Here is a 24,189-nt window from a genome sequence, read left to right on the forward strand (position 1 = left end):
AGCTGCTCCATGGAGCTGGCGGTCTGCTGCAGGCTCGAGGCGGCCTGCTCGGTGCGGCTTGAGAGGTCCTGGCTGCCGCTGGCGATCTGCGACGAGGCGGTCGAGATGCTGTCGGTGGCGCTGCGGGCATCGACGACGAGCTTCTGCAGCGAGGCGGTCATGCGGTCGAGCGCCTGCTGGATCTGGCCCATCTCGTCGCCGCGGCCGGTGTCGAGCTTCACGGTCAGGTCGCCGCCGGCGATCCGCTCGACCGCGCGTAGCGTCTCCTCTGCCGGGCGCACGATACTGCGGGTGATCGCCACTGCGAGCGCGATGCCGGCGACGATGGCCAGCGCCAGCGCGGACACCAGCACCATCCTGGCCTGCTTCGCGTCCGAACGGGCCTGCGCGCTCTGCTGGGCCGCCAGCTTCGAGTTGATGTCCACCAGCTCCTGGGCGAGTGCGGCGGTCCGCTCGAAGGCGTTGAGCGGGTCGGCGAGCGAGTAGGCGCGCGCCACCTCGCCCGACCCATCTGCGGCGGCGTTCGAGAGTTCGAACAGGTTTTTCTGCAGGGCGAGGTAGTTGGCGTACTCCTGGCGCAGCCTGTCGAACGTCTCGCGTTCCGCTTCCGAAGAAATCAGCTTCTCGTACTGCGCGAACAACTCGCCGAGCCGCTCACCTGCCGCATGCATCTTCGTCTCAACCGCGGACTTGCCAGGTGCTGTTTCGGTCTGAACATGCCGTAGGCTGAGTTGGCGCAGCGAGCCAAGCGCCGTGTTGATCCTTCCTGCCGTCTCGATGCTCGGCAGGTAATCAGTCGCGACCTCCTCCCCGTCTGCGATCAGCCGGTTCATCTGCATGAACCCGATCGCGACGGTGGCGGCCATCAGCAGCAGCAGGGCGCCGAATGCAAGGCCGAGCTTGCGGCCGATCGACACGTTGTTCCAGTTCAAGTGTGTCTCCTGGGTTGTTCTGCGCGGCCCGCAGGCGAGCGGGCGGGGGCGAGGCTCAGTGCCGCGAGCGGCGCACCAGGCTGCCGACGTCGAGGATCAGCGCGACGCGGCCGTCGCCCATGATCGTGGCGCCCGACACGTCGGGCACCTTGCGGTAGTTGGCCTCGAGGTTCTTGACGACGACCTGCTGCTGGCCGAGCAGCTCGTCGACCATCAGCGCGACGCGACCGCCCTCGGCCTCGACGACGACCATGATCGAGCTCGTGCGCTCCCAGTCGAAACGCGGCACCTCGAACACGCGCTCGAGGTCGAGCACCGGCATGTACTCCTGGCGCACCTCGACGACGCGGCCGGTGCTGCCGATGGTCTTGACCATGTCGGGCTGCACCTGGAAGCTCTCGACCACCGAGGACAGCGGCAGGATGTAGACCTCGTCGCCCACGCCCACGCTCATGCCGTCCATGATCGCCAGCGTCAGCGGCAGCCGCACCGCGACGCGCATGCCGTAGCCCTCGGCCGAGTCGATCTCGACCGTGCCGCCGAGCGCGCTGATGTTCTTCTTCACCACGTCCATGCCGACGCCGCGGCCGGAGACGTCGGTGACGATCTCCGCGGTCGAGAAGCCCGGCTCGAAGATCAGGCCCCAGACCTCGGCATCGCTGAGCGAGTCGGGCGCGGACAGGCCGCGCTCGCGCGCCTTGGCCAGCAGCTTCGGGCGCGACAGCCCGCGGCCGTCGTCGCGCACCTCGATGACGATCGAGCCGCCCTGGTGCGAGGCCGCCAGCGTGATCGTGCCGGCCTCGGCCTTGCCCTTGGCGAGGCGGTCCTGCGGCAGCTCGATGCCGTGGTCCAGGGAGTTGCGCACCAGGTGCGTGAGCGGATCGGTGATCTTCTCGACCAGGCCCTTGTCGAGCTCGGTGGCCTCGCCCTGCGTGACGAGCTCGACCTTCTTGCCGAGCTTGGCGGTGAGGTCGCGCAGCATGCGCGGGAAGCGGCTGAACACGGTGGACATCGGGATCATGCGAATCGACATCACCGCTTCCTGCAGGTCGCGCGTGTTGCGGTCGAGGTCCGTGAGGCCCGACATCAGCTGCTGGTGCACCACCGGGTCGAGCCCGCGGCTGTTCTGCGCCAGCATCGCCTGCGTGATGACGAGCTCGCCCACGAGGTTGATGAGCTGGTCGACCTTCTCGACCGCCACGCGGATGCTGCTGGCCTCGAGATGGGCGGCCTGGCCCTTGGCCTCGCCGCGCGCGGCGCGCGGGGCCGCCGCGGCGGCGCCCGGGGCCTCGGCGGGGCTCGCCGCCGCCGGCTCGGCCTGCGGCCGCGGCGCGCCTGGGGCGTCGTCGAAGAAGCCGTAGCCGGGGTCGGCAGCGGGCGCCGGCGCGGCCGAGGCGGGGGCCTGCCCGGCGGGCCAGGGCGCGAAGCGCACCTGCTCGCGCGACACGTGGAAAGTGAACAGGTCCAGCAGCTCGGACTCGTTGCTGGCGGTGCGGACGCGGAAGCGCCGCAGCCCGCCCGCCGCCTGGCCGCCGTCCACCGGCTCGATGCGGCCGAGGTCGGGGATCTCCGCGAACAGCTCCAGCAGGTTGTCGGCCTGCTTCGGGTCGGCCAGCGGGCCGACGGTGAGCTCGAGCTCGCGCTGCCCGGAGGCCGCGGGGGCGGCAGCCGGGGCCTGCGGCGCCGGGGCGGGCTCCGTCATGCTCGCCACGACCGCGACGGGCTCGGGCAGCGGCGCCGGCATCGCCACCGGTTCCGGGAGCGGCGCCGCCGGCTGCTCGCCCGCGACCATGGCGCGGATGTCGGCGAGCAGCGCGCGGGTGTCGACCTCGTCGCCGCCGGCGCCCTGGTGGCGCGCGAGTTGCGCGCGCAGCGCGTCGCCCGAGGCGAGCAGCACGTCGACCATCGGCGCGGTCGGCTGGAGTTCATGGCGACGCAGCTTGTCGAGCAGCGTCTCCATCTGGTGCGTCAGCTCGGCGACGTCGGCGAAGCCGAAGGTCGCCGCGCCGCCCTTGATCGAGTGGGCGCAGCGGAAGATCGCGTTGAGCTCCTCGTCGTCGGCGGCCTCGATGTCGAGGTCGAGCAGCTGCTGCTCCATCCGGTCGAGGTTCTCGCCGGCCTCCTCGAAGAACACCTGGTAGAACTGGCTGAGGTCGAAGCCGGCGTCGAGGTGGGTGCCTTCGGAGGTCATGTCACTCATGCGGGACTCCTGTGGGTCGTTCTTGGCGTTGTGCGGGGGGCGCGGTCAGCGGATGACCTTGCGGATCACTTCGATCAGCTTGTTCGGGTCGAAGGGCTTGACCAGCCAGCCGGTGGCGCCCGCGGCGCGCCCGGCCTGCTTCATCTGGTCGCTCGACTCGGTGGTGAGGATCAGGATCGGCGTGGTCTTGAACTGCGCGCGCTCGCGCAGCTTGCGCGTCAGCCCGATGCCGTCGAGGCGCGGCATGTTCTGGTCGGTCAGCACCAGGTCGAAATGGCGGCCGTCCGCCTTCTCGAAGGCGTCGAGGCCGTCCACGGCCTCGACGACGTCGTAGCCGGCGCTCTTGAGCGTGAAGGACACCATCTGGCGCATCGACGCCGAGTCGTCCACCGCGAGGATTGAATGCATTGCTCGTTCTCCGGACAGGTCTGGGCCTTATCGGCCGGGTCATGCGCTTTCTTTAGAACAGCTCCACGGAGCCCGCGTCCATCTCGGACTGCGTCACCGGGTTGGGCCGCTCCGGCGCGCTCGCCACGAGCGCGCCGCCGTCCTCGTCGTCCTCGCCCATCGCGTCGCGCGCCAGCCGGTCGGCACAGTGGCGCAGCCGCGCCTGGGTGTGCCCGATCAGCTGCGAGGCCATGTCCTGGAACTGCAGCGAGGTCACGGCGCCGCCGAGGTCGCGCATCACCGGCGCGACCTCGGCGGTCCCGATGCGCTGCCCGCCCTCGGCGGCGGCCGTCAGGGCCTGCAGGTGCGAGACGGCGGTCGAGAACTGCTGCATCAGCTGCTCGCCGGCATGCGCGAGCAATGCCTGCAGCCTTTCAAGGTCATGCGTGGCGATCAGCAGGTCGTCCTGCAGGCCGGCGGCCCACTGCAGGGGAATCGGGCTGGCGGGTGCGTCCGCCGGAGGGGAAGGGGGCAGCATCGGGGCTCCGCGTCGGGTGAGCAAGGGCCCGCGGCCTGCGCCGGAACGCGGCGGAGCGTCGGCCGTGGGCATGCGCCGACCTCGGCACAGGCCGGGAATCGGGGCGGGTTGCTAGAATTTTCGACACCCCCCCCGCCGGACTTGAGGCGTATTAACGGGTTTTTTTCATCCATTTGTCGCCGATCGCCGAACCGGACCCCCCATTCATGACCGAAACCGCACCGCGCCGCAGTCTGCGCGTGCTGCACCAGGAAGACTCCGAGGCCGACCACGAGCGCGTGGTCCTGCAGTTGCGACGCGCGGGGCTCGACGTGCGGGCCCGCCGGGTGGTCTCGGCGGAAGGGTTCGCGGCGGCGCTCGACGAGGGCGGCTGGGACGTGGTGCTCTCCGACGCGGCGCTCGCCGGCACGTCGGGCCTGGAGGCGCTCGAGATGCTGCGCGCGCGCGGCAGCCTGCTGCCCTTCGTGCTGGTCTTCGGGGAGGCAGGCGAGGACGCGGCGGTGCGGGCGATGCACCGGGGCGCGAGCGACTGCCTGCCCAAGAGCCGGCTCGAGCGCCTCGCACCCGCGGTGCTGCAGGCGATCTCGGCGCAGGCCCGCGCTGGCGCGGCGCTGGCGCAGTCGACGCAGCGCCTGCACGAGCTCGCGCAGCACCTGCAGACTAGCGTCGAGATGGAGCGCAGCGCGATCGCGCGCGAGATCCACGACGAGGTCGGGGGCGCGCTGACCGCGCTGCGCTTCGACCTGGCGTGGATCGCGCGCCATGTCCGCGACGCCGCGGTGCAGCAGCGCGTGGCCGCCTCGGTCGAGACGCTAGGCCATGCGATCGAGGCGAGCCAGCGCATCATGCACAACCTGCGGCCGGCGATCCTGGAGCAGGGGCTGGTCGCGGCGCTGCAGTGGATGGCCGAGCGCTTCGAGCGGCGCACCGGCATCGCCACCGCCTTCCGCAGCAGCCACGAGCAGCTGCAACTGCCGCCGGGGGTGCCGCTGGTGGCCTACCGGACCGCGCAGGAGGCGCTGACCAACATTTCCAAGCACGCGCGCGCCACGCGCGTGCACATGGACCTCGCGCTGGCAGCCGGCGTGCTGTCGCTCGAGGTGAGCGACAACGGCCGCGGCCTGGCGCCGGGCGCGCTGGGCAAGGCCGGCTCCTTCGGCATCCGCGGGCTGCAGGAGCGCGCCGGCACGGTGGGCGGTTGGATCGAGCTGAGCGGGGGGGCGGGCGGCACCACGCTGATCCTGTCGATCCCGCTCGAGCCGGTCGGGGAATTCAACGACACCGGAATCGCCGCTTCCAGGCCGGCGGCGCAGGGCGATGCCCTGCCCCCGCCCGCCGCAGCGGGGCGCGACGATCCGACCCTTTGGGGAAGCCTATGATCAAGGTGGTTCTGTGTGACGACCACGCGCTGATCCGCCGCGGGATCCGCGACATGCTCTCGGACGCGCCGGACATCGAGGTGATCGGCGAGGCCGGCGACTACGGCGAGCTGCGCACGCTGTTGCGCACCCAGCCCTGCGACGTGCTGGTGCTCGACATCAACCTGCCTGGCCGCAGCGGCCTGGACGTGCTCAACACGCTCAAGGAGGAGGGCTCGGCGGTGCGCGTGCTGGTGCTGTCGATGTACCCGGAGGATCAGTACGCGATCCGCGCGCTCAAGGCCGGCGCGTACGGCTACGTCAACAAGGGGGGCGACCCGGAGCAGATCGTCGCCGCGGTACGCATGGTGGCGCAGGGCCGCAAGTACGTCACGCCCGACATGGCGCAGATGCTGGTCGAGAGCCTGACCGCGCCGGCGACCGAGGCGGCGCACGAGCGGCTGTCGGACCGCGAGCTGCAGACGCTGGTGATGATCGCCTCGGGCAAGCGGCTGTCGGACATCGCCGAGGAGCTCACGCTCAGCCCCAAGACCGTCAGCGTCTACCGCGCCCGCGTGCTCGAGAAGCTGGGGCTGTCGAACAACTCCGAGCTCACCGTCTACGCGATCCGCAACGGCCTGGTCTGAACGAGCCTCAGAAGAGGCCGAGCATGCGCTCGAGCACCGCGGTGAACGGCGCCTCCAGCATCGGCAGCGTCACCGCCATGCCGATCAGCCCCACCGAGAGCGTGATGGGGAAGCCGATCGCGAAGATGTTCATCTGCTGCGCGACGCGCGAGATCACGCCGAGCACGAGGTTGACGAACACCAGCATCGCGACGGTCGGCAGCGCGATCCACAGCCCGGTGCGGAAGATCTCGGCGCCCCAGCGGTGCGGCTGCAGCTCGCGCAGCAGCGCCAGCGGCTCGGGCGAGACGGGGAAGGCCTGGAAGCTCTGCACCAGCGCCGCGATCACGACCAGGTGGCCGTTGAGCACGAGGAACAGCAGCGTCGTCATCGTGCCGAACAAGCGCGCCACCGCGGTGGCCTGGCCGCCGGTGGTGGGGTCGAAGAAGGACGCGAAGTTCAGGCCCATCTGCAGCCCGACCAGCTCGCCCGCGAACTCCACCGCGGCGAACACGATGCGCACCGCGAAGCCGATCGACAGACCGATCAGCAGCTGCTGCAGCAGCACCAGGAAAGCCGCGGCCGAGTCGAGCGGGACCACCGGCGCCGGCGGCAGCGCCGCCTGCGCCGCCAGCGCGATGAAGAAGGCCAGCCCGATGCGCACGCGCACCGGCACCGTGCGGTTGGAGAACACCGGCATCACCGAGAACAGCGCCAGCGTGCGCACGAAGGGCCACAGGATCGGCGAGATCCAGCCCAGCAGCTGCGCCTCGGAGAAGGTCAGCATCGCCGCCGTCCGGTGCTCAGCCCACCACGCCCGGGATCGCCGTGATCATGCGCTGCAGGTACTCCACCAGCATCGTCAGCATCCACGGCCCCGTCACCGCCAGCACCGCCACCGCCGCGATGATCTTCGGCACGAAGGACAGCGTCGCCTCGTTGATCTGCGTGGCGGCCTGGAAGACGCTGACTAGCAGGCCCACGCACAGCACCGTCAGCAGCACCGGGGCGGCCACCGTCAGCAGCAGGTAGAGGCCCTGTTGGCCGAAGGTCAGCACCTGTTGGGCATCCATCGTCTATTCCTCCTCGTCAGACCGCGAAGCTCGCCGCGAGCGAGCCGAGCAGCAGGTTCCAGCCGTCCGCGAGCACGAACAGCATCAGCTTGAAGGGCAGCGCCACCAGCACCGGCGACAGCATCATCATCCCCAGGCTCATCAGCACGCTCGCGACGATCATGTCGATGACGAGGAAGGGGATGAAGATCAGGAAGCCGATCTGGAAGGCGCTCTTGAGCTCGCTCGTGACGAAGGCCGGCACCAGCACGCGCAGCGGCGCCTCGCGCGCGCCGACCTCCGGCTCGAGCTTGGCGAGCCGGGCGAACAGCGCGAAGTCGCTCTCGCGCGTCTGCTTGAGCATGAAGGCGCGCATCGGCTCCTCGCCGCGCCTGAGCGCCTCCTCGAAGGGGATCTGCTGCGCCGCGTAGGGCTTCCAGGCCTGCTCGTGCACGCGGTCGATGGTCGGGCCCATCACGAACAGCGTCAGGAACAGCGACAGGCCGATGATGACCTGGTTCGGCGGCGCGGCCTGCGTGCCGAGCGCCTGGCGCAGCAGCGACAGCACGATCACGATGCGGGTGAAGCCGGTCATCAGGAGCAGCACCGCCGGCAGGAAGCTCAGGGCGGTGAAGAACAGCAGCGTCTGGATCGGCACCGAGTAGCTGGTGCCGCCGGCGCCCTGCGCGACCATCAGCGGCAGGCCGCCGGTGCCGGCGGGCTGCGCCCAGACGGTGCCGGGCGCGGCGAGCGCGAGCAGCGCCAGCCCCGCGCCCAGGACGGCGGCGCGGTGCCTCGGGAATGCGGACATCGGGAACCTCAGGCGCCGGACGGCGGGTCGCGGCGCGAAACTTTCTGCAGGAGGGCGGCGAAGGCGGCCGGCGCCGTCGGCGCACAGGCCTCGGGCAGCGGCTGCGGCGGCAGGGTGTGCAGCGTCGTGATGCTGCCCGGAGAGACGCCGAGCACGAGCCAGCGGCGATCCTCGCCCTGGCCGACCTCGACGGTGACGAGGCGCTGCTGCGTGCCGAGCGCGGTGCTCGAGACCACGCGCGCGGTCTGCGCGGCGCCGCCCATCGCGAGCGGCGTGCGCTTGAGCAGCCACAGCACCACCGGGATCGCCGCGACGATTAGCGCGAACCACAGCAGCGACAGCGCGACGGAGGAGCCGGACATCGTGCGGGACCCCTCTTCAGCCGCCGCGGCTGAGCCGGCGCATGCGCTCGGACGGCGTGACGATGTCGGTGAGGCGGATGCCGAACTTGTCGTTGACCACCACCACCTCGCCCTGCGCGATCAGGTAGCCGTTGACCAGCACGTCCATCGGCTCGCCGGCTTGCGCGTCGAGCTCGATCACCGAGCCCTGCGCGAGCTGCAGGATGTGCTTGATCGGGATGCGCGTGCGCCCGAGCTCCACGGTGAGCTGCACCGGGATGTCGAGCACCATGTTGAGGTCGTTGCCGGCGCCGCCCTCCGGGGTGGGGGCGAAGTTGGCGAAAGGCGCGGGCATCGCGCGCGGGGCGGGCGGCGCGTCGAAGGGGTCGGGCTCGGATGTCGCGAGCGGGGTGGCGGCCTGCTGCGCGAGCGCGGCCTCCCACTCGGCGGCCATCGCGTCCTGTTCGTTTTGCGAGAGTTCGGAGGCGGGCGTGTCAGACATGGGGGTCTCCCAACCAGCCCTGATCCTGGCTGGTCAACATTTCGTCGATCTTGATGGCGTAGCGGCCGTTGGACGTGCCGTAGTGGCAGCCGAACACCGGCACGCCATCGACTTTGGCTTCGATGCGCGGCTGCAGGTCGAGCTCGATGAAGTCGCCGGCCTTCAGCGACAGCAGCTGCTCGACGGTGGCCGGCGCGTGGGCGAGCTCGGCCACGAGGTCCACCTCGGCGGCCTGGATCTCGCGCGTCAGCAGCTTGACCCAGCGGCGGTCGCTGCCCGAGGCGTCGCCCTGCAGCGTGGAATAGAGCACGTCGCGGATCGGCTCGAGCGTCGCGTAGGGGATGCAGAAGTGGATCGTGCCGGAGGCGTCGCCGATCTCGAGCGTGAACGAGGTCGCCACGACGATCTCGCTGGGCGTGGCGATGTTGGCGAACTGGGGCTGCATCTCCGAGCGCTGGTACTCCAGCTCGAGCGGGTAGATGCCCTGCCAGGCCTTGCGGTACTCGGTCTGGATCACCTCCACCAGGCGCTGGATGATGCGCAGCTCGGTCGGCGAGAAGTCGCGTCCCTCGATGCGCGTGTGGAACTTGCCGTTGCCGCCGAAGAGCGCGTCGATCACCGCGAACACCAGCGTCGGGTCGCACACCACCAGTCCCGAGCCGCGCAGCGGCCGCACCGACATGATGTTGAAGTTCGTCGGCACGACGATCTCGCGCAGGAAGGCGCTGTACTTCTGCACCTTGGTGGCGCCGACCGAGACCTCGGGCGTGCGGCGCGTCAGGTTGAACAGCCCGATGCGCACGTTGCGCGAGAAGCGCTCGTTGATGATCTCCATCGTGGGCATGCGCCCACGCACGATGCGCTCCTGGCTGGCCAGGTCGTAGCTGCGGATGCCTTCCTTGGGGCTCTCGTGCCGCTCGAGCTTCTGGCTTTCGCCGGTGATGCCCTGCAACAGCGCATCGACTTCGTCTTGCGAGAGGATATGCTGGCTCATGTGCGGTTGCCTGCGGCGCGTGCGCTCACTGCACGATGAAGTTCGAGAAATGCACCTGCTGCACCGGGTTGTGGGGCGCGGCACGGCGACGCTTCTTCTTGCGCGGCGCCTCGTCGTCGGCGGCCTCGGCCTCGTCCTCCGGGTCGATCTCGATGCCCATCGGCCGCACCGACTCGCGCGCGATCTCGGCGGCGAGCTTCGCCTTGCCTTCGCGGCTGAGCAGATCCTCGGCGGTCTTGTGCGACAGGATCATCAGCACGTTGTTGCGGATCGCGGGCATGTAGGCCTTGAGCTGCTCGGCGATCTTCTCGTCGTCGAGTTGCAGCGTGATGCCCACCTGCGCGTAGCGCTCGGCGTTGCGGTCGGCGAGGTTGACCGTGAAGGAGTCGAGCGGCAGGAACACCGGCGGGCCCGACTTGCTGCTGCGCGGCGCCGCGGCGCCCGTCGCCTCGGCTTCTTCGGGGTCCGCGGACGGCGCGAGCAGCATGAAGGCGCCGACGCCGATCGCGACGAGCAGCGCGACGACGGCGCCAATGATGATCAGCTTCTTGGAGCCCTTGGAGGGGGCTGCCTGAGGGGCCGCGGCTGCGGACATGTGGGCTCCTTGGATGCGGGCCCGCGCGATGCGGCGGACCTATCGATGACTGGGGGGATTATTGGAAGCGCCGCTGCCCCGCGATTGCGCGAACAGCGGCGGAAAAGCCGCGCAATCCGGGTGGCGGCGCACGGGGCGCGGCAGCCGCCGCGCCGCGTCAGGCGTAGAGATCGAGCCCGCCGGAGCGGGTGCGCACCGGGGCTGCCGCGCCCGGGTCTTCGGCGGGCGCGCCGGATCCGTCCTGGCGGTCCGCGTCGCCGTCGCCGCGTCCGCCGCCCGCCCGGCCCTCGCCCTGCTGGGAGGGGTGCTGCGACACGCTGCCGCCCGCGAGCGTCAGGCCGCCGGCCTGCAGCGCCGAGGCGAGCTGCGCCAGGCTGCCTTCGAGCGCGGCGCGCGTGGCGGCCGAGGCGGCAGCGAAGTCGACCTGGGCCTGCGTGCCCTGCAGCGTGATCTGCACGTTCACCGGGCCGAGCTCGGCCGGGTTCAGCTGCAGCCGCGCCTGCTGCACGCCCTCGCGCACCAGGTAGCTGACGCGGGAGGCGAGCGCCGCGCCGAAGGCGGGCGAGTCGGGCGGGGTGTCGATGCGGGCCTCGACCGGAGCGGCGGTCTGCGAGGCGGCGACGGCCGTGGCCTGGGGGGGCGCGGCGGTCTGCGACAGCGGCTGCAGGCCGGGCAGCGCCGAGCCGGCAATCGTCGTGGAGGGGCCGCCGGCGCTCGCCGCCTGGGTCGCCGCCTCGAGGCCGCGCGGGTCGAGGGACGCATCCCTGGCGGGGGCAGGGGCGCCGGCCGCAAGGACACCGGCGTCGAGGCCCGGAACGACGCGGGCGTCGGCGGCCGGGTCGGCCTGCGCCGCTCCCGCGTCCGGCGCACGGTACTGCGGCAGCAGGGCCGCGAGGCGATCGGCATCCCGTCCCGCGTCCCGGGAGGCATGGATGTCCGTGGAGCCGATCTCGCGCGGCGGCGCGAGCGCCGCGTCCGGCCCGAGGCGCGGCGCGGCCTCCGCCGCGGAGGGCTGGCCGCGTGACAGCAGCTCGGCCACGCCCGGCGCGAGGCCGGGCGCCGCAGTGTCTCCATGCGCCTCGCCCGGCAAGCCCGGCAGCAGGCCCTGCAGCAGGCCGGGGGGCAGGTCCGGACCGGAAGGCAGCGCCGCGTCCTCCTCGGCGGCATCTTGCGGCTGCGCCTCCTGCGCCGCGCCCTGCGCGGTCGCGGCGGCCGGGCCGGCCGCCGTGGCCTTGCTGCCCGGGGAGGGCGGGGGCGCCGGGGCGGCAGGGGCCTGCGCGCGCGGCTGCGCCTCGGGCGGGCGGCGGCTCGCCTGCTGCAGCAGCCGCGAGAAGCTGTCGCCGCCGGCGTTCTTCGGTGCGGCAGCCGCAGCGGGGGGCACGGGCGCGAGGCCGGACAGGGACTGCGAGGCGGAGGGGGCGGTGTTCATGGCGGCGGGGGTGGGTTCGGTGCGGGTCGTGCCGGGCGGGGTGCGGCGCTCAGAGCGCCGGCGAGGGCTGCATGTCGGACAGGCGCCCGCGTGCCGCGCTGCGCGCCGCCTGCTCGTCGGTGGTCTTCTGCTCGTGGCGGCGCGCAGAGGCCAGGGCCTCGCTGCGCCGGCGCTCGATCAGGCGCTGCACCGAGGCGACGCGGGTCTCGCACTGCAGCAGCTCGGCGCGCGCGCGGGCCTGCTGGCGCGCGGCATGCGCGAGCATCTGCTGCTGGTGACCGATCGCCTCCTCGATGCGCTGCATGAAGCCCTGGTAGCAGTTCAACACCCCGGACGTGCCGCCCTCGGTGCGAAAGCGCGTGCTCCAGCGCTGCTGGTACTCGCCGCGGTACTGGCCGAGCTGCGCGGCCTGGCGCTCGGCGGCCTGCAGCGCCTGGTCGGCACGCTCGCTGGCGGCCTGGGCCGCGTCGCGGGCGCGCTGCGCCTGCTCCAGCACCAGATGCAGCGCTTGCGGGGGATTCATTGCTTCTCCTTCATCGGGCTTCAGGCCTGCAACGCCGCGCGCATCTGCGCGACGCTCATCTCCAGCGGCATGCGGTCGCGCATGTCCTGCTGCAGCAGCGCGCGCATCGCGGGATGGGCGCGCACCGCGGCGTCGAGTTCCGGGTCCTGGCCCGGCACGTAGGCGCCGAGCGAGATCAGGTCGCGGCCGCGGTTGTAGCGCGCCAGCAGCTGGCGGAAGTGCCGCGCCGCGTCCTGGTGCTGTGGGGTGGTGACGTTGTGCATCACGCGCGAGGCCGAGCGCTCGATGTCGATCGCCGGGTAGTGCCCGGACTCGGCCAGCTCGCGCGACAGCACGATGTGGCCGTCGAGGATGGCGCGCGCGGCGTCGGCGATCGGGTCCTGCTGGTCGTCGCCCTCGCTGAGCACGGTGTAGAAGGCGGTGATCGAGCCGACGCCGCCGAGGCCGTTGCCGCTCCTCTCGACGAGCTGCGGCAGCTTGGCGAAGCAGCTCGGCGGATAGCCCTTGGTCGCCGGCGGCTCGCCGATCGCCAGCGCGATCTCGCGCTGCGCCATCGCGTAGCGGGTGAGCGAGTCCATCAGCAGCAGCACGTGCTGCCCGCGGTCGCGGAAATGCTCGGCCACCGCGGTGGCGTAGCTTGCGCCCTGCATGCGCAGCAGCGGCGAGGCATCGGCGGGCGCGGCCACCACCACCGAGCGCGCCAGGCCCTCCTCGCCGAGGATGTCCTCGATGAACTCCTTGACCTCGCGGCCGCGCTCGCCGATCAGGCCGACGACGATCACGTCGGCGGCGGTGTAGCGCGCCATCATGCCGAGCAGCACCGACTTGCCCACGCCCGAGCCCGCGAACAGCCCCAGGCGCTGGCCGCGGCCGACGGTGAGCAGCGCGTTGATCGCGCGCACGCCGGTGTCCAGCGGCTCGCGCACCGGGGCGCGCTCCATCGCGTTGATCGGGCGTCGCATCAGCGGCTCGCCCTGCACCCGCTCGAGCGGCCCCTTGCGGTCCATCGGCCGGCCGAGCGAGTCGACCACGCGGCCGAGCAGCCCCTGGCCGATCGGCAGGTGCTGCGTGCGGTCCTCGCTGCGCCGCCAGGGGTGGTGGGTCTCGCCCAGGCGCGGCAGCGGCTGCGGGCAGCTCACCGGGACCACGCGTGCGCCGCTGGCGAGTCCGTGCACCTCGCCGGTGGGCATCAGGAAGGCACGGTCGCCGGAAAAGCCCACCACCTCGGCCGTCAGCGGCGCCTGGCCGTCCATGCGCACCTCGCAGACCGAGCCGACCGGCACGCGCACGCCCGCCGCCTCCAGCACCAGTCCCGTCACCCGCACCAGCCGGCCCTCGACCTGCAGGGGCTGCGGCACGGCGGCGAAGTCGCGCAGGTCCTGCAGGTACTGCTGCCAGTTCGCGAAGCTCGGCGGCTGCATCAGTCCCGGCTCCCGACAGTGTCGGCCTGCCATTCGCCCCCGCCGCCCAGCGCCGCTGCCGCGCGGCGCCAGCGCGTCTCGATCGACGCGTCGACCAGGCCGATGTCGCACTCGACGATGCAGCCGCCGAGCGACACCGAGGCGTCGGCCGTGAGCCGCGCCTCGTGCGCCGCGAGGTCGAGCCCGGCGCGCTCGACGAGCAGCGCGTGGTCGTCCGGGTGCACGCGCACGCGCACCTGGCGCGCGGTGCGCGCGAGCGTGGCGAGCGCCTCCTGCGCCACCGCCTCGATCAGCTCCGGCCGCGTCGCGAGCTCGCCGCGCACCACCTGGCGCGCGATGTCGGTGGCGACGCCCGCGAGCGCCCTAGCCAGGCGGTGTTCCACCTCCGCCAGGCGCGCCTGGAAGGCCGCAGCCACCTGGCCGACCTGCGCGCCCGCCTGGGCCGCGTAGCTCTTCTTGAAGCTCTCGAGCGCGGCGAGGCCGTCGCGGTAGCCCTCTTCGTAGCCGCGGCGCTGCGACTCCTGCACCTGCTGCTCGAGCTGCTCGGGCGTGATCTGCGGCTCGGCCGGGGGCGGTGGCGGGGGAGGCGGCGGCTCGGGGGGCGCGGGCGGCTCGACGGGCGCGGCGGCCTCGGCCGCGCGCTGCACGTCAGCCGCGGCCGTGTCGGCGCCCGACAGGTCGCGCGGCCGCCAGGCCGCGACGGTGCCGAGCTCCTCGCGCGGGATGAAGCGGCTGTAGAGCGCGGACAGCGGCCGCGCGCGGGGATCAGACGAAGCTGTCATCGCCGTCTCCGCCGATCACGAGCTGGCCTTCCTCGGCCAGGCGCCGCGCGATCTTCAGGATCTCCTTCTGCTCGGTCTCCACCTCGGAGACACGCACCGGGCCGCGCGCATCGAGGTCCTCGCGCAGCGTCTCGCTGGCGCGGCTCGACATGTTCTTGAAGACCTTCTCGCGCACCTCGGGCGTCGTGCCCTTGAGCGCGATGATGAGCGACTCGCTCTGCACCTCGCGCAGCAGCATCTGGATGCCGCGGTCGTCGACGCTGACCAGGTGGTCGAAGGTGAACATGTTGTCCATGATCTTCTGCGCCAGGTCCGAGTCGTGGTCGCGCACGAAGCCGAGCACCGAGCCCTCGATGCTCGAGCCGAGCATGTTGATGATCTCCGCGGCGGTCTTGACGCCGCCGAGCGTGGACTTGCGCAGCCGGTCGCCGCCGGCGAGCACCTTGGACAGCACCTCGTTGAGGTCCTTGAGCGCGGTGGGCTGGATGCCGTCGAGCGTGGCGATGCGCAGCGTCACGTCGTTGCGCAGGCGCTCGTGGAGGTGCTTGAGCACGCCGGCGGCCTGGTCGTACTCCAGGTGCACGAGGATCGCCGCGATGATCTGCGGGTGCTCGTTGCGCAGCAACTCCGCCACCGAGCTCTCGTCCATCCACTTCAGGCTCTCGATGCCGGTGACGTCGCTGCCCTGCAGGATGCGGTCGATCAGCAGGTTGGCCTTGTCCTCGCCGAGCGCGCGGCGCAGCACCGATTTCACGTAGTCGTCGGTGTCGCCGACGAGCATGCTCTGCTCGTTGGCGTCCACCGCGAAGCGGTCGAGCACGCGGTCGATGCGATCGCGCGGGATCACCTTCATGCGTGCGATGGTCTCGCCGATGCGCTGCACCTCCTTGGGCTGCAGGTGCTTGAACACCTCGGCGGCTTCCTCCTCGCCGAGCGACATCAACAGGATCGCAGCGTCCTGCAGGCCTTCCTCGTCCATGGCTTACACCGATTCCTTGTCCTTGTTGACCCAGCCGCGCACGATGTTGGCCACCGCCACGGGGTTGTCCTTGGCGAAGCTGCGCACGTTGTCGAGCTTTTGCTTGTCGGCCACCGGCGCGCCGAGCGCCGGCAGCGTCGGGGTGCCGTCGACGAGCGCGGTGATCGGATTGCCGTCGGCGTCGAAGGCCGGCAGCAGCTCCTTGTCGTCCACCAGCGCGTCGAGCTGGCTGCCGGGCGGCGGCACCTCGGGCTGCGGCGCGGCGGCCTTGATCGCCGGGCGCACCACGCCGAACACGATCGCCAGCGCCATCAGCGTCAGCAGCAGCGGCACTGCCGCGTCGCGCAGCAGCTCCAGCATCTGCGGCTGCTGCCACAGCGGCAGCTCCGGCGTCTCCGCCGGCACGGTGAACGGCGCGCTGATCACCCGCACCGAGTCGCCGCGCTCGGCGTTGAAGCCGATCGTCTCGCGCACCAGCGCGGTGAGCTTCTCGATCTCCTCGGGCGACAGCTCCACCGGCGCCGCCTTGCCCTTCGGGTCGACCACGTTGCGGTGGTTCACCACCACCGCGGCATTGAGGCGCTTGACGGTGCCGGTGGCCGCGCGCGTCACGCGCACCGTCTTGTCCACCTCGTAGTTCGTCACCGCCTCGCGCCGCAGCGGCCCGGCGACCGTGCCGGGCGCATTGCCGGGCGCGGCCTGCAGCGGCTGCGCGGCGCCGTTGACCGGCGCCTCTGCCGGCTGCGGCGGCTGGTTGGTGGCCGCGCCGGGCACGCCGGTGGGCAGCTGCGGGCCGTTCTGGCTCGACTCCAGCGTCTGCTGGCTGCGCACCGTGGCCGGGTTCTCGCCCTGGTTGGGGCGGAACTGCTCCGAGGTCGACTCGGTCTGCGAGAAGTCCACCTCCGCGGTGACCTGGGCACGCAGGTTCTCGCGGCCGAGCACCGGCTCGAGCAGGTCGACGATGCGGCGCGTGTAGATCGCCTCGAGCTGGTTCACGTACTGCAGTTGCTGCGCGTCGAGCGACTGGCCGCGTGCGGCGTCGGGCGACTCGGTCAGCAGCGCGCCGCTCTGGTCGAGGATGCTCACCGCCTTGGGCGACATCTCCGGCACGCTCGACGACACCAGGTGCACGATGCCGGCGATCTGCGCGCGGTCGAGCGTGCGGCCCGGGTGCAGCTGCAGCAGCACCGAGGCCGAGGGCTTCTGCTGCTCGCGGAAGAAGCCGTTCTGGTTCGGCAGCGCCAGGTGCACGCGAGCGCTCTCGACCGCGGCAAGGCCCTGGATGGAGCGCATGAGCTCGCCCTCGAGCCCGCGCTGGAAGGTCAGCCGCTCCTGGAACTGCGTGATGCCGAAGCGCGCGCTGTCCATCAGCTCGAAGCCGACGGTGGAGCCGCGCGGCAGGCCCTGCGAGGCGAGCTTCAGGCGCAGGTCGTGCACCTTGTCGGCCGGCACCAGGATCGCGCCGCCGCCCTCGGCGTGGCGGTAGGGGATGTTCATCTGCGACAGCTGCGCGACGATCGCGCCGCCGTCCTTGTCCGACAGGTTGGCGTAGAGCACCTTGTAGTCGGGCTTGGAGGACCACATCGCCAGCACCAGCGCGATCGCGACGAGCGCGGCGACGCCGCCGCCGAGCGCGAGCCGGCGCTTGGGCGGCAGCTCCGCGAGGCGGCTCATCAGCCCGCTCGGCGGCGGCGGGGAAGCTTGCAGGGCAACGGAGTTGTCCATCGGATGGGGGTTCGGGGGCGAGGGGATGGAGCCCGGGCGGCGCGGCGGCATGCCGCGGCCAGGGTCGCTTCACTTTCCCCCGATTATTCGGAGCCGACGCCCCGGGCAAGGGCTGGAAGAACACTACAAACCGGCCCCACTTCGGCGCATTGCGCGCGCCGCCGGCCTTGTCCCGGTGCTGCGCGCCGGCGGCGGGCGGCTGCCAGCGGGACACGGGGTCAAGAGATGCAGGGCAAACGGCCCCCACATCCGCGCATCGCCCGGCGCCGGCACGCCCTAGCATCGCCCTGCGTCGCGCGGCTCTGCGTCCCGCACGCCCGAATCCATGGAAGTGAGACTCAAGCCCTTCAATTTCGAGCAGGCGCTCGCCCTCAGCGGCGTCGTGCTGCCGCAGCCGGCCGCCAAGGCCGCGCGTCCCGGCGCCGCCCAGGAGGGCGGCTTCTCTCAGGCGCTCTCGCAGGCGCTGCAGTCGGTCAGCCACAGGCAGCACAAGGTCGCTGACATGCAGCGCCAGGTCCAGCTGGGCAACCCCGCCGTCAGTCTCGAGGAGACGATGGTGGCGATGCAGAAGGCGCAGATCGGCTTCCAGGCCACGCTGCACACGCGCAACAAGCTCGTGCAGGCCTATTCCGACATCATGCACATGCAGGTCTGAGACCGGGCGGGCGGCTTGCTGCGCCGTTTCCGTGCCGCGGCCCGCGGCCTGCATCACGCGAAGGAGCCCCCGACATGAAAGCCATCTGGAACGGCGAGGTCGTCGCCGAGAGCGACGACACCGTGCTGATCGAAGGCAACCACTACTTCCCCGCCGACGCGGTCAGGCGCGACTGCCTGCTGCCGAGCAACACCCGCACGATGTGCAGTTGGAAGGGCGAGGCGCACTACTACACGCTGTTCGTCGACGGCGACGCCAACCCCGACGCGGCCTGGTACTACCCCGACCCGAAGGAGGCCGCCGAGGAGATCCGCGGCCGCGTCGCGTTCTGGAAGGGCGTGAAGATCGAGCCCTGAGGCGCCCAGGGCGGGGCCTCCCGCCGGGGGAGGGTTCCCTTGCTGCCACCCGCCGGCGGGGAGCGCGGCACGCGCATCACGAGCTCGCCTTGGGGCACGGACGGCAGGACCCTGCCCACGTGCGGGCGGCACCGGCCGGAGCCTGAGCCCGGCGCCCTGGCGCAGCGACGGAAGCACTCGGACACAGTGTCGGCGTTTCGAGCCGCTGTTCCGGCCTTCCCGACGCCCGGGCGGCGCTCAGACTGCGGGGACTCCTGTTTCCCCCGCGGCCGCGCCGGCCTGGCCGGGGCCGCACCCCTTCCGATGTTCCGCAGTTTCCGCTTTCGACTCACCCTCAGTTTCGGCCTCCTCGCCGCGGCGATCGTGGCGGCGCTGGCGATCGCGCTGTCCGACATGATCGGCCGCAGTGCGGCGCGCGACCAGGGCGAGGCGCTGCAGACGCTGGCGCGCAGCATCGCCGCGATGATGTCGGAGGGACTGCACGAGCGCATGCGCGAGGTCGAGTTGCTCGCGGCCTCGCCCGAGGTGCGGCGCGTCGGCACCGAGCCGCGCGCGTGGCGGCCGGTGCTCGAGCGCATGCAGCGCACGCGGAGCCACTTCGCCTGGATCGGCGTGAGCGACGCGCAGGGCAGGGTGCGAGCCGCCACCGGCGGGCTGCTGGAGGGGGAGGACGTGTCGCACCGCCCCTGGTTCCAGGCCGCGCGCAGCGGGCCCTTCCTCGGCGACGTGCACAAGGCCCAGCTGCTGGCCTCGCTGCTGCCGGCGCCATCCGGAGGCGAGCCGCTGCGCTTCATCGATTTCGCCGCCCCGCTGCACGACGCCGGGGGGCGGCTCGTCGGCGTGCTGGCCGTGCACGGTTCCTGGGAGTGGGCGCGCGACGTGATCGCGCTGCTGAGCAGCCAGCGCCACCGCGAGCGCGGCGTGCTCGTGTTCGTCGTCGATGCCGGCGGGCAGGTCATCCACCATCCCTCCGGGCCGGAGGGCCTGGGCGGGGTGCCGCCGAACGTGCGCCTGCAGACGGGTGCCGCGATGCGGGAATGGCGGGACGGCCGGCGCTACCTGAGCGCGGCGGCGCCGGTGATCGGCGACCCGCGCCACGAGCTGGGCTGGACCGTGGTGGTGCGCCAGCCCGAAGCGCTCGCGCTCGAGGCGGCGGCCGATGCGCGCCTGCTCGTGCTGCTGGCCGGCGGCCTGGCCGTGCTGCTGACTATGGCCGGCAGCTGGTGGGTTGCCGCTCATGTCAGCCGGCCGCTGCGCGACATCGCGCGTGCGGCGCAGCGCATCGAGGCCGGCGAGCGCGACACGGGCATCCCGGTCGATGCCCGCAGCACCGAGCTGCAGCACCTCGGCCGCGCGCTGCAGGCCATGACGTGCACGCTCGTGGCCCAGCGCCAGGAACTCGAGGCGGCGAACCGCGAGCTGGAGCAGCGCGTGCGGCAGCGCACCGAGGCGCTCGAGCGTGCCAACGCCGAGCTCGAGAGGCTGGCGCGCCGCGACCCGCTCACCGGGCTGGGCAACCGGCGCGTCGCCGACGAGGCGCTGGCACAGGCGCTGATGCTGTTCCGCCGGCACGGCCGGCCGGCCTCGATCGCCCTGGTGGACGTGGATCACTTCAAGCAGGTCAACGACAGCCGCGGCCACGCAGTGGGCGACCGGGTGCTGGTGGCGGTGGCGGCGCTGATCGAGGGCCACTGCCGCGCCAGCGACCTCGTCGCTCGCATCGGCGGAGAGGAGTTCCTGGTGCTGATGCCCGAGACCGCCGCCGCCGGCGGCATGGCGGCGGCGGAGAAGATCCGGCAGGCGGTGGCGCAGGCCCGCCTGCCGGAGCTGCCCGCGGTGACGGTCAGCGTCGGGCTGGCCTCGCTCGAGGACGGCACGGCGGACGCCGACGCGCTGCTGCGCGCCGCCGACGAGGCGCTCTACGCGGCCAAGCGTGCGGGGCGCAACCGGGTCGTGCACGCCGGCGACACGCTCGCGCCGGCCTGAGCGGGCGCGCCGCTTGCCGCGCCGGCTGCGGTGTTCCAACTGTCCGCACCGATGCCCGACCTGGCCCCGACCGCCTCCGACGATGCCCCCGAATTGCTGCTGCAGCCGCCGCGGCTGCCGCTGGCCTGCCTGGTGCGCCGTGCGCGCCACGATGCCGAGCGCTGCCCGGTGCTGCTGCTGATCCACGGCGCCGGCGGCGACGAGCGCGCGCTGCTGCCGCTGGCGCGCGCGCTGCCCGAGGGCCTCAACCTGGTGCTGCCGCGCGCGCCGCGGCGCATGCCGCGTGGCGGCTTCATGTGGTATCCGGTGCGCTTCACGCTCGACGGGCCGCAGGTGCGGGCGGCGCAGGTCGACTCGGCCTGCGCGCAGCTCGCGGCGCTGCTGCGCCGGCTGCCCGAGGTGCTGGGCTTCGCGCCGCCGCGGCTGTATCTCGCCGGCTTCAGCCAGGGCGGGGCGCTCGCGGCGATGCTGGCGCTGCAGCGCCCGGCGGCGCTGGCCGGGCTGGCGCTGTTCGGCGCGCGGCTGCTGCCGCAGCTGCTGGAGGGGCGGCGGCGCGCGCGGGTCCCGGCGCGGCGCGGCGAGCGCCGGCAGCCGCGCCTCGAGAACCTGCCGGTGTTCGTCGCGCACGGCACGCTCGACGAGGTGCTGCCGCTGCACCATGCGGCGCTGGCGATGCGGGCGCTGTTGCGCGAGCGCGCGCGCCCGACGCTGCGCCTGCACCCGGCACATCACGAGTTGACCGTGGCAATGGCGGCCGACTTCGCGCAGTGGCTCGCGCCGCGCGCCGGGCCGCTGGGCGGGCTCAGCCCGCGTCGAACGCCATCGTGCGGCGGCGACGCTGCGTGAGGTCGATGAAGCGCTGCAGCATGCGCAGCCCGGCGCTGGAGATGCCCTCGATCTCGCATCCCAGGCGCACGCCGCGCGACTCGGCATTGATGCCGGTGAGGTGGTGCACGCGCAGGCCGCAGTCGAAGCGGGTGTCGCCGTCGAGCTCGAGCTCCACCCGATCGAGCTTCGTGCCGGGCGGCACCTGGGGGGCGCCGTCGGGCAGGAAAAGCGCGACGCCGCCGATGCTGACGTCCAGCACGCGCAGCGCCAGCTGCACCTCGCGCTGCAGCGGATGGGCGAAGCGGGCCGTCGGTTCGGTCTGTGCCAGCGGCCGCACGCGGAAGGCATTGCGGCGCTGGAAGCGGAACACCCCGGCGGGCAGCGCGCAGTTCAGCGCGCTGTCGCCGGTGGCGGTGTGCACCAGCACCAGGCCGTTGACGTCGAACTGCACCTTGATGCGCTCGAGGTAGCCGACCGCCACCGCGTCCGTCGCGTCGAGCACGCGTGCGAGGCCGGGGTCGTCGTGGTCGCCGGCGCTGAAGCGCAGCAGGCCCCGCTCGGCGTCGAACTCCCACAGCAGCGTGGTGTAGCTCGCGCCGTCGGGCGCGGCGATCGTCAGCAGCGCACGCTGGCGGACCAGCTCGCGCAGCAGCGCCGCCACTTCGAGCGGCTCGCTGATGCGGAAGTCGCCGGAAGCCGGCGAGGGGAGTGCGTCGGGGCTCATCGGGCTGCGGCCGTATCGCGGGCCGGGCAGGTGGGTCAGTGCAGGGCGCGCGGCGCGGCGGCCATCAGCCGGTCCAGGTCATCGAGCCAGGGCTCGGCGAGCTGGCGCACCTTCGCGTCGTTGGCGAGGATGCGCTGCATGATGCGGCGCTTCTCGCGCGACTGCTCGGCGTTCAGCTGCGACTGGCCGTGCGCGGCGTGCTTGAGCTGCGAGATCAGCACCGCGCAGGCGCCCTCGAGCCGCATCACGCGATCCCAGTCGCCGGTCTGCGCCGCGGCGAGCATCTCGTCGCTGGCGCGACCGATTGCTTCGTAGTAAGCGAGCAGGCCGATGCCGGTCATCATCGAGGCTGGGCTGAAGTCGATGCCGAGGTGGGGGGCGAGAGTATGCGGCATGGAGCGTCCCGATCTCAGGCGGCTTTCGCCTCGGTGGCGATCCCGGCCCAGGCGTCGCGCAGCTGGGCGAGCAGGCGGCTGCATTCCTGCAGCGCCTCGTCGTCGTCGCGCAGGTTGGCCTGCAGCAGCCGGGTGTTCAGGTAGATGTAGAGCTCGTTCAGGTTGCCCGCCAGCTCGCCGCCCTTCTCGCGGTCGAGCGCGCAGCGAAGCCCTTCCTCGACGATGCGGATCGCCTGCGTGATAAGCCGGCCCTTGAGTTCGGTTTCGCGCCGCGCCATCGCGCCCCGTGCCTGCGCGATGCGCTCTAGCGCGCCGTCGAACAGCATCGTGGTGAGCTTGTGCGGGCTGGCCGTCTCGATGCCAATTTCCACGCCGACACGGCGGTAGGCCGATGCGGGATTGCGGTGCGCTGCGAACATCCTAGACCTTGTTTGCTACTGTTGAGGAGGTTATCGACGGCAGCGCTTCGAACTTGATCCCGGAATTGGGGGGGATGGAGTGTGCTATTTCGCACTGGAACTGGCATGTGATGTGCATTGCCGCGGCATGCCCTCGCCCCCCGGCCTTGCGCTCGCCGAGGGACACGACACGGGGCGTCACTCGCACGCTCGGCCCTAGCCCTTCTTGCTCAGGGCAGCCATCTGCTGGCTCACGTAGCTGTTGAGGCTGGCCAGGCTGCTGATCTTCGTGTCGAGCGCGGTGTACTGCTTCAGCAGCCGGGCGTGCACCAGCGTGAGGCGGTCCTGGACTCTTTCCTGCTGCTGCTCGTTGCGCCGGATCGCGTCGCGGAAACTCTGGTTGCGGCTGCTGATCAGTCCTTCGGTCAGCGATGCGGCCAGGTTCCTAAAGCGGTGGCCGAAGCCTTCGCTGGCCGGTGTACCCGCGCTTTCGTGGGTGAAGGCTCGCGCCAGCTCGCCGAGCTTGTCCATCGCGGCGGACAGCTTGCCTTGGTTGAGCTGGACCGAGCCGTTCTGCTGGATGTCGAACCCGATGTCGGGCAGCCGCGCGAAGACGGAGGAGGCGCCGCTCGGCTCGCGCAGCAGGGTACGCAGCTGGGACTGCAGCGTGCGCGCGCCGGCGTCGCCCTGCAGGGGGCCGGCCTTCTTGCTGGCCTCGTCGTAGCGGGTTTCCTTGTTCAGGTAGGTGTTGAGGTCGTTGTAGGCCTTGATGAAGCCGTTGAGGGCCGCCTTCATGCCCTCGGTGTCTGCCGCCACCGAAACCTCCACCGGGGTGCTCGACGCCTTGGACAGGGTCAGCTTCAGGCCGTCGACCGTGTTCTCGAGCGTGTTGCTGGTCGAGACCACCTCGACGCCATTGATGCGCACCAGCGCATCCTGGGCCTTGCGCGCGAGTCTCGGGTCATTCGGCGATTGGGCGGGGTCGAAGTTCAGTGCCGCCAGCCCGCCCGCGAGGGGCGCACCATCGCCGTCCACTGCCGTGACGCGGAATGCATTCGCCGTCCCGGTCCCGGTGCCCTGGAGCACGAGCCGCGCGCCTCCGGTGTCATTCACGATGGAGGCTGTGACGCCGGCGGCCGGGGTGGCGTTGATCTTGTTGCGAATGCCTTCGAGCGTGTCCTCGCCATCGCCGATCTCGATCAGGACTGGCTGGCGGGTGCCGACCTCGATCTTCAGGGTGCCGGCGCCGACGGTGGCCGACGCACCCGCAGGGTTCCGGTCGGACGTCACCACCTGCGACTGCGCGAGACGGTCCACCACGATGCTGTAGCTGCCGCTGGCAGGCTTGCCGCTGATGCTCGCGCCCACGCTGCCAGCGTCCGAGCTGGTGGCGGTCGTCTGGCTCCACAGCGCCGGCGAGGCGAGCTTCGCTGCGTTGTCGCGGACGTTGTCCACGTAGCTCTGCAGCAGGCTGAAGGCGTTGAACTTGGTGGTCAGCGTCGATTTCTGCTGCGCCAGCAGGCTCAGCGGACGGCTTTCCACAGCCATCAGCTGGTTGACGATGGTGTTGACATCGAGGCCGCTGCCGATGCCGGGAGATGAAATGCCTGCCATGCATGCTCCTTGGGTGCTTCAGGGCCTATCGACCGCAC

Annotated in this window: 27 protein-coding genes; 6 read left to right on the plus strand and 21 right to left on the minus strand. The window is 71.9% G+C overall.

The window, feature by feature from the left end; genetic code table 11:
* From D3A59_RS21990 to D3A59_RS22005, 4 genes are all read right to left on the minus strand, one after another.
* A partial coding sequence (locus D3A59_RS21990) for a methyl-accepting chemotaxis protein (protein ID WP_119157469.1) occupies window positions 1-932 on the minus strand: 932 nt, incomplete at its 3' end.
* A 55-nt stretch (window positions 933-987) separates the two neighbouring features.
* Entirely contained in the window at window positions 988-3,132 is a 2,145-nt protein-coding gene (locus D3A59_RS21995) for a chemotaxis protein CheW (protein ID WP_119157470.1), read from the minus strand.
* Between the two features lie 45 nt (window positions 3,133-3,177).
* Window positions 3,178-3,540, minus strand: a complete 363-nt coding sequence (locus D3A59_RS22000) for a response regulator (RefSeq protein ID WP_119157471.1) — start codon at window positions 3,538-3,540, stop codon at window positions 3,178-3,180.
* 52 nt (window positions 3,541-3,592) lie between these two features.
* On the minus strand, window positions 3,593-4,057 hold the full coding sequence (locus D3A59_RS22005; RefSeq protein WP_119157472.1) for a hypothetical protein: 465 nt from the start codon (window positions 4,055-4,057) through the stop codon (window positions 3,593-3,595).
* 206 nt (window positions 4,058-4,263) lie between these two features.
* Here D3A59_RS22005 and D3A59_RS22010 point away from each other — a divergent pair, with 206 nt between their 5' ends.
* Entirely contained in the window at window positions 4,264-5,436 is a 1,173-nt protein-coding gene (locus D3A59_RS22010; protein ID WP_119157473.1) for a hybrid sensor histidine kinase/response regulator, read from the plus strand.
* Complete coding sequence (locus tag D3A59_RS22015) at window positions 5,433-6,062, plus strand: response regulator (RefSeq protein WP_119157474.1); 630 nt, start codon at window positions 5,433-5,435, stop codon at window positions 6,060-6,062. The genes D3A59_RS22010 and D3A59_RS22015 overlap by 4 nt, the downstream gene beginning before the upstream one ends.
* A gap of 7 nt (window positions 6,063-6,069) precedes the next feature.
* On the opposite strand, the gene fliR is transcribed toward D3A59_RS22015, so the two are convergent.
* The 13 genes from fliR to fliF form a co-directional block, all read right to left on the minus strand.
* On the minus strand, window positions 6,070-6,828 hold the full coding sequence (gene fliR / locus D3A59_RS22020) for a flagellar biosynthetic protein FliR (protein ID WP_119157475.1): 759 nt from the start codon (window positions 6,826-6,828) through the stop codon (window positions 6,070-6,072).
* A gap of 16 nt (window positions 6,829-6,844) precedes the next feature.
* Complete coding sequence (fliQ, locus tag D3A59_RS22025) at window positions 6,845-7,114, minus strand: flagellar biosynthesis protein FliQ (protein WP_119157476.1); 270 nt, start codon at window positions 7,112-7,114, stop codon at window positions 6,845-6,847.
* Window positions 7,115-7,130: 16 nt separating this feature from the next.
* Window positions 7,131-7,904, minus strand: a complete 774-nt coding sequence (gene fliP, locus D3A59_RS22030; protein ID WP_119157477.1) for a flagellar type III secretion system pore protein FliP — start codon at window positions 7,902-7,904, stop codon at window positions 7,131-7,133.
* An 8-nt stretch (window positions 7,905-7,912) separates the two neighbouring features.
* A complete protein-coding gene (locus tag D3A59_RS22035) occupies window positions 7,913-8,266 on the minus strand; it encodes a FliO/MopB family protein (RefSeq protein WP_119157478.1) in 354 nt (117 codons plus the stop codon).
* A gap of 16 nt (window positions 8,267-8,282) precedes the next feature.
* On the minus strand, window positions 8,283-8,747 hold the full coding sequence (fliN, locus tag D3A59_RS22040; RefSeq protein WP_119157479.1) for a flagellar motor switch protein FliN: 465 nt from the start codon (window positions 8,745-8,747) through the stop codon (window positions 8,283-8,285).
* A complete protein-coding gene (fliM, locus tag D3A59_RS22045) occupies window positions 8,740-9,741 on the minus strand; it encodes a flagellar motor switch protein FliM (RefSeq protein WP_119157480.1) in 1,002 nt (333 codons plus the stop codon). Before fliM ends, fliN begins: the two co-directional genes overlap by 8 nt.
* A gap of 25 nt (window positions 9,742-9,766) precedes the next feature.
* A complete protein-coding gene (locus tag D3A59_RS22050; RefSeq protein WP_119157481.1) occupies window positions 9,767-10,336 on the minus strand; it encodes a flagellar basal body-associated FliL family protein in 570 nt (189 codons plus the stop codon).
* Window positions 10,337-10,493: 157 nt separating this feature from the next.
* Window positions 10,494-11,765 carry a flagellar hook-length control protein FliK gene (locus D3A59_RS22055; RefSeq protein ID WP_119157482.1) on the minus strand — a complete coding sequence of 424 codons (1,272 nt, stop codon included), beginning with the start codon at window positions 11,763-11,765 and terminating at the stop codon, window positions 10,494-10,496.
* Between the two features lie 49 nt (window positions 11,766-11,814).
* Window positions 11,815-12,288, minus strand: coding sequence for a flagellar export protein FliJ (fliJ, locus tag D3A59_RS22060; protein WP_119157483.1), 474 nt, complete (start codon window positions 12,286-12,288; stop codon window positions 11,815-11,817).
* A gap of 20 nt (window positions 12,289-12,308) precedes the next feature.
* Window positions 12,309-13,742, minus strand: a complete 1,434-nt coding sequence (gene fliI, locus D3A59_RS22065; protein WP_419187272.1) for a flagellar protein export ATPase FliI — start codon at window positions 13,740-13,742, stop codon at window positions 12,309-12,311.
* A complete protein-coding gene (locus tag D3A59_RS22070) occupies window positions 13,709-14,491 on the minus strand; it encodes a FliH/SctL family protein (RefSeq protein WP_119157485.1) in 783 nt (260 codons plus the stop codon). Before D3A59_RS22070 ends, fliI begins: the two co-directional genes overlap by 34 nt.
* Window positions 14,475-15,470, minus strand: a complete 996-nt coding sequence (gene fliG, locus D3A59_RS22075) for a flagellar motor switch protein FliG (RefSeq protein ID WP_119157486.1) — start codon at window positions 15,468-15,470, stop codon at window positions 14,475-14,477. Before fliG ends, D3A59_RS22070 begins: the two co-directional genes overlap by 17 nt.
* Window positions 15,471-15,473: 3 nt before the next feature.
* Window positions 15,474-17,195 (minus strand): flagellar basal-body MS-ring/collar protein FliF, encoded by a 1,722-nt coding sequence (gene fliF, locus D3A59_RS22080; protein ID WP_119157487.1) that lies wholly within the window; start codon window positions 17,193-17,195, stop codon window positions 15,474-15,476.
* Window positions 17,196-17,520: 325 nt separating this feature from the next.
* Here fliF and fliE point away from each other — a divergent pair, with 325 nt between their 5' ends.
* The 4 genes from fliE (at window position 17,521) to D3A59_RS22100 (ending at window position 21,038) form a co-directional block, all read left to right on the plus strand.
* Window positions 17,521-17,850 carry a flagellar hook-basal body complex protein FliE gene (gene fliE, locus D3A59_RS22085; protein WP_119157488.1) on the plus strand — a complete coding sequence of 110 codons (330 nt, stop codon included), beginning with the start codon at window positions 17,521-17,523 and terminating at the stop codon, window positions 17,848-17,850.
* Between the two features lie 74 nt (window positions 17,851-17,924).
* Window positions 17,925-18,206 carry a DUF427 domain-containing protein gene (locus D3A59_RS22090; RefSeq protein WP_119157489.1) on the plus strand — a complete coding sequence of 94 codons (282 nt, stop codon included), beginning with the start codon at window positions 17,925-17,927 and terminating at the stop codon, window positions 18,204-18,206.
* 303 nt (window positions 18,207-18,509) lie between these two features.
* Window positions 18,510-20,192 carry a sensor domain-containing diguanylate cyclase gene (locus D3A59_RS22095; protein ID WP_119157490.1) on the plus strand — a complete coding sequence of 561 codons (1,683 nt, stop codon included), beginning with the start codon at window positions 18,510-18,512 and terminating at the stop codon, window positions 20,190-20,192.
* 30 nt (window positions 20,193-20,222) lie between these two features.
* Window positions 20,223-21,038, plus strand: a complete 816-nt coding sequence (locus tag D3A59_RS22100) for an alpha/beta hydrolase (RefSeq protein ID WP_119157491.1) — start codon at window positions 20,223-20,225, stop codon at window positions 21,036-21,038.
* Here the strand turns inward: D3A59_RS22100 and D3A59_RS22105 are convergent.
* The 4 genes from D3A59_RS22105 to fliD form a co-directional block, all read right to left on the minus strand.
* Window positions 20,995-21,744: a flagellar brake protein gene (locus D3A59_RS22105; RefSeq protein ID WP_240636169.1), complete on the minus strand. Its 750-nt coding sequence runs from the start codon at window positions 21,742-21,744 to the stop codon at window positions 20,995-20,997. The two genes, D3A59_RS22100 and D3A59_RS22105, sit on opposite strands and share 44 nt — an antisense overlap.
* Before the next feature lie 35 nt (window positions 21,745-21,779).
* A complete protein-coding gene (locus D3A59_RS22110) occupies window positions 21,780-22,139 on the minus strand; it encodes a flagellar protein FliT (RefSeq protein ID WP_419187273.1) in 360 nt (119 codons plus the stop codon).
* Between the two features lie 14 nt (window positions 22,140-22,153).
* Window positions 22,154-22,558: a flagellar export chaperone FliS gene (gene fliS, locus D3A59_RS22115; protein ID WP_119157492.1), complete on the minus strand. Its 405-nt coding sequence runs from the start codon at window positions 22,556-22,558 to the stop codon at window positions 22,154-22,156.
* 195 nt (window positions 22,559-22,753) lie between these two features.
* Window positions 22,754-24,151, minus strand: a complete 1,398-nt coding sequence (gene fliD, locus D3A59_RS22120; RefSeq protein ID WP_119157493.1) for a flagellar filament capping protein FliD — start codon at window positions 24,149-24,151, stop codon at window positions 22,754-22,756.
* Between the last annotated feature and the right edge of the window lie 38 nt (window positions 24,152-24,189).

Source organism: Caldimonas tepidiphila (assembly GCF_003569765.1).
Classification (GTDB): domain Bacteria; phylum Pseudomonadota; class Gammaproteobacteria; order Burkholderiales; family Burkholderiaceae_C; genus Caldimonas; species Caldimonas tepidiphila.

Coding starts and splice junctions, on each gene's coding strand:
- D3A59_RS21995 (WP_119157470.1), bottom strand. CDS start 3,132: ATGAGTGACATGACCTCCGAAGGCACCCACCTCGACGCCGGCTTCGAC.
- D3A59_RS22000 (WP_119157471.1), bottom strand. CDS start 3,540: ATGCATTCAATCCTCGCGGTGGACGACTCGGCGTCGATGCGCCAGATG.
- D3A59_RS22005 (WP_119157472.1), bottom strand. CDS start 4,057: ATGCTGCCCCCTTCCCCTCCGGCGGACGCACCCGCCAGCCCGATTCCC.
- D3A59_RS22010 (WP_119157473.1), top strand. CDS start 4,264: ATGACCGAAACCGCACCGCGCCGCAGTCTGCGCGTGCTGCACCAGGAA.
- D3A59_RS22015 (WP_119157474.1), top strand. CDS start 5,433: ATGATCAAGGTGGTTCTGTGTGACGACCACGCGCTGATCCGCCGCGGG.
- fliR (WP_119157475.1), bottom strand. CDS start 6,828: ATGCTGACCTTCTCCGAGGCGCAGCTGCTGGGCTGGATCTCGCCGATC.
- fliQ (WP_119157476.1), bottom strand. CDS start 7,114: ATGGATGCCCAACAGGTGCTGACCTTCGGCCAACAGGGCCTCTACCTG.
- fliP (WP_119157477.1), bottom strand. CDS start 7,904: ATGTCCGCATTCCCGAGGCACCGCGCCGCCGTCCTGGGCGCGGGGCTG.
- D3A59_RS22035 (WP_119157478.1), bottom strand. CDS start 8,266: ATGTCCGGCTCCTCCGTCGCGCTGTCGCTGCTGTGGTTCGCGCTAATC.
- fliN (WP_119157479.1), bottom strand. CDS start 8,747: ATGTCTGACACGCCCGCCTCCGAACTCTCGCAAAACGAACAGGACGCG.
- fliM (WP_119157480.1), bottom strand. CDS start 9,741: ATGAGCCAGCATATCCTCTCGCAAGACGAAGTCGATGCGCTGTTGCAG.
- D3A59_RS22050 (WP_119157481.1), bottom strand. CDS start 10,336: ATGTCCGCAGCCGCGGCCCCTCAGGCAGCCCCCTCCAAGGGCTCCAAG.
- D3A59_RS22055 (WP_119157482.1), bottom strand. CDS start 11,765: ATGAACACCGCCCCCTCCGCCTCGCAGTCCCTGTCCGGCCTCGCGCCC.
- fliJ (WP_119157483.1), bottom strand. CDS start 12,288: ATGAATCCCCCGCAAGCGCTGCATCTGGTGCTGGAGCAGGCGCAGCGC.
- fliI (WP_419187272.1), bottom strand. CDS start 13,742: ATGGCAGGCCGACACTGTCGGGAGCCGGGACTGATGCAGCCGCCGAGC.
- D3A59_RS22070 (WP_119157485.1), bottom strand. CDS start 14,491: ATGACAGCTTCGTCTGATCCCCGCGCGCGGCCGCTGTCCGCGCTCTAC.
- fliG (WP_119157486.1), bottom strand. CDS start 15,470: ATGGACGAGGAAGGCCTGCAGGACGCTGCGATCCTGTTGATGTCGCTC.
- fliF (WP_119157487.1), bottom strand. CDS start 17,195: ATGGACAACTCCGTTGCCCTGCAAGCTTCCCCGCCGCCGCCGAGCGGG.
- fliE (WP_119157488.1), top strand. CDS start 17,521: ATGGAAGTGAGACTCAAGCCCTTCAATTTCGAGCAGGCGCTCGCCCTC.
- D3A59_RS22090 (WP_119157489.1), top strand. CDS start 17,925: ATGAAAGCCATCTGGAACGGCGAGGTCGTCGCCGAGAGCGACGACACC.
- D3A59_RS22095 (WP_119157490.1), top strand. CDS start 18,510: ATGTTCCGCAGTTTCCGCTTTCGACTCACCCTCAGTTTCGGCCTCCTC.
- D3A59_RS22105 (WP_240636169.1), bottom strand. CDS start 21,744: ATGAGCCCCGACGCACTCCCCTCGCCGGCTTCCGGCGACTTCCGCATC.
- D3A59_RS22110 (WP_419187273.1), bottom strand. CDS start 22,139: ATGCCGCATACTCTCGCCCCCCACCTCGGCATCGACTTCAGCCCAGCC.
- fliS (WP_119157492.1), bottom strand. CDS start 22,558: ATGTTCGCAGCGCACCGCAATCCCGCATCGGCCTACCGCCGTGTCGGC.
- fliD (WP_119157493.1), bottom strand. CDS start 24,151: ATGGCAGGCATTTCATCTCCCGGCATCGGCAGCGGCCTCGATGTCAAC.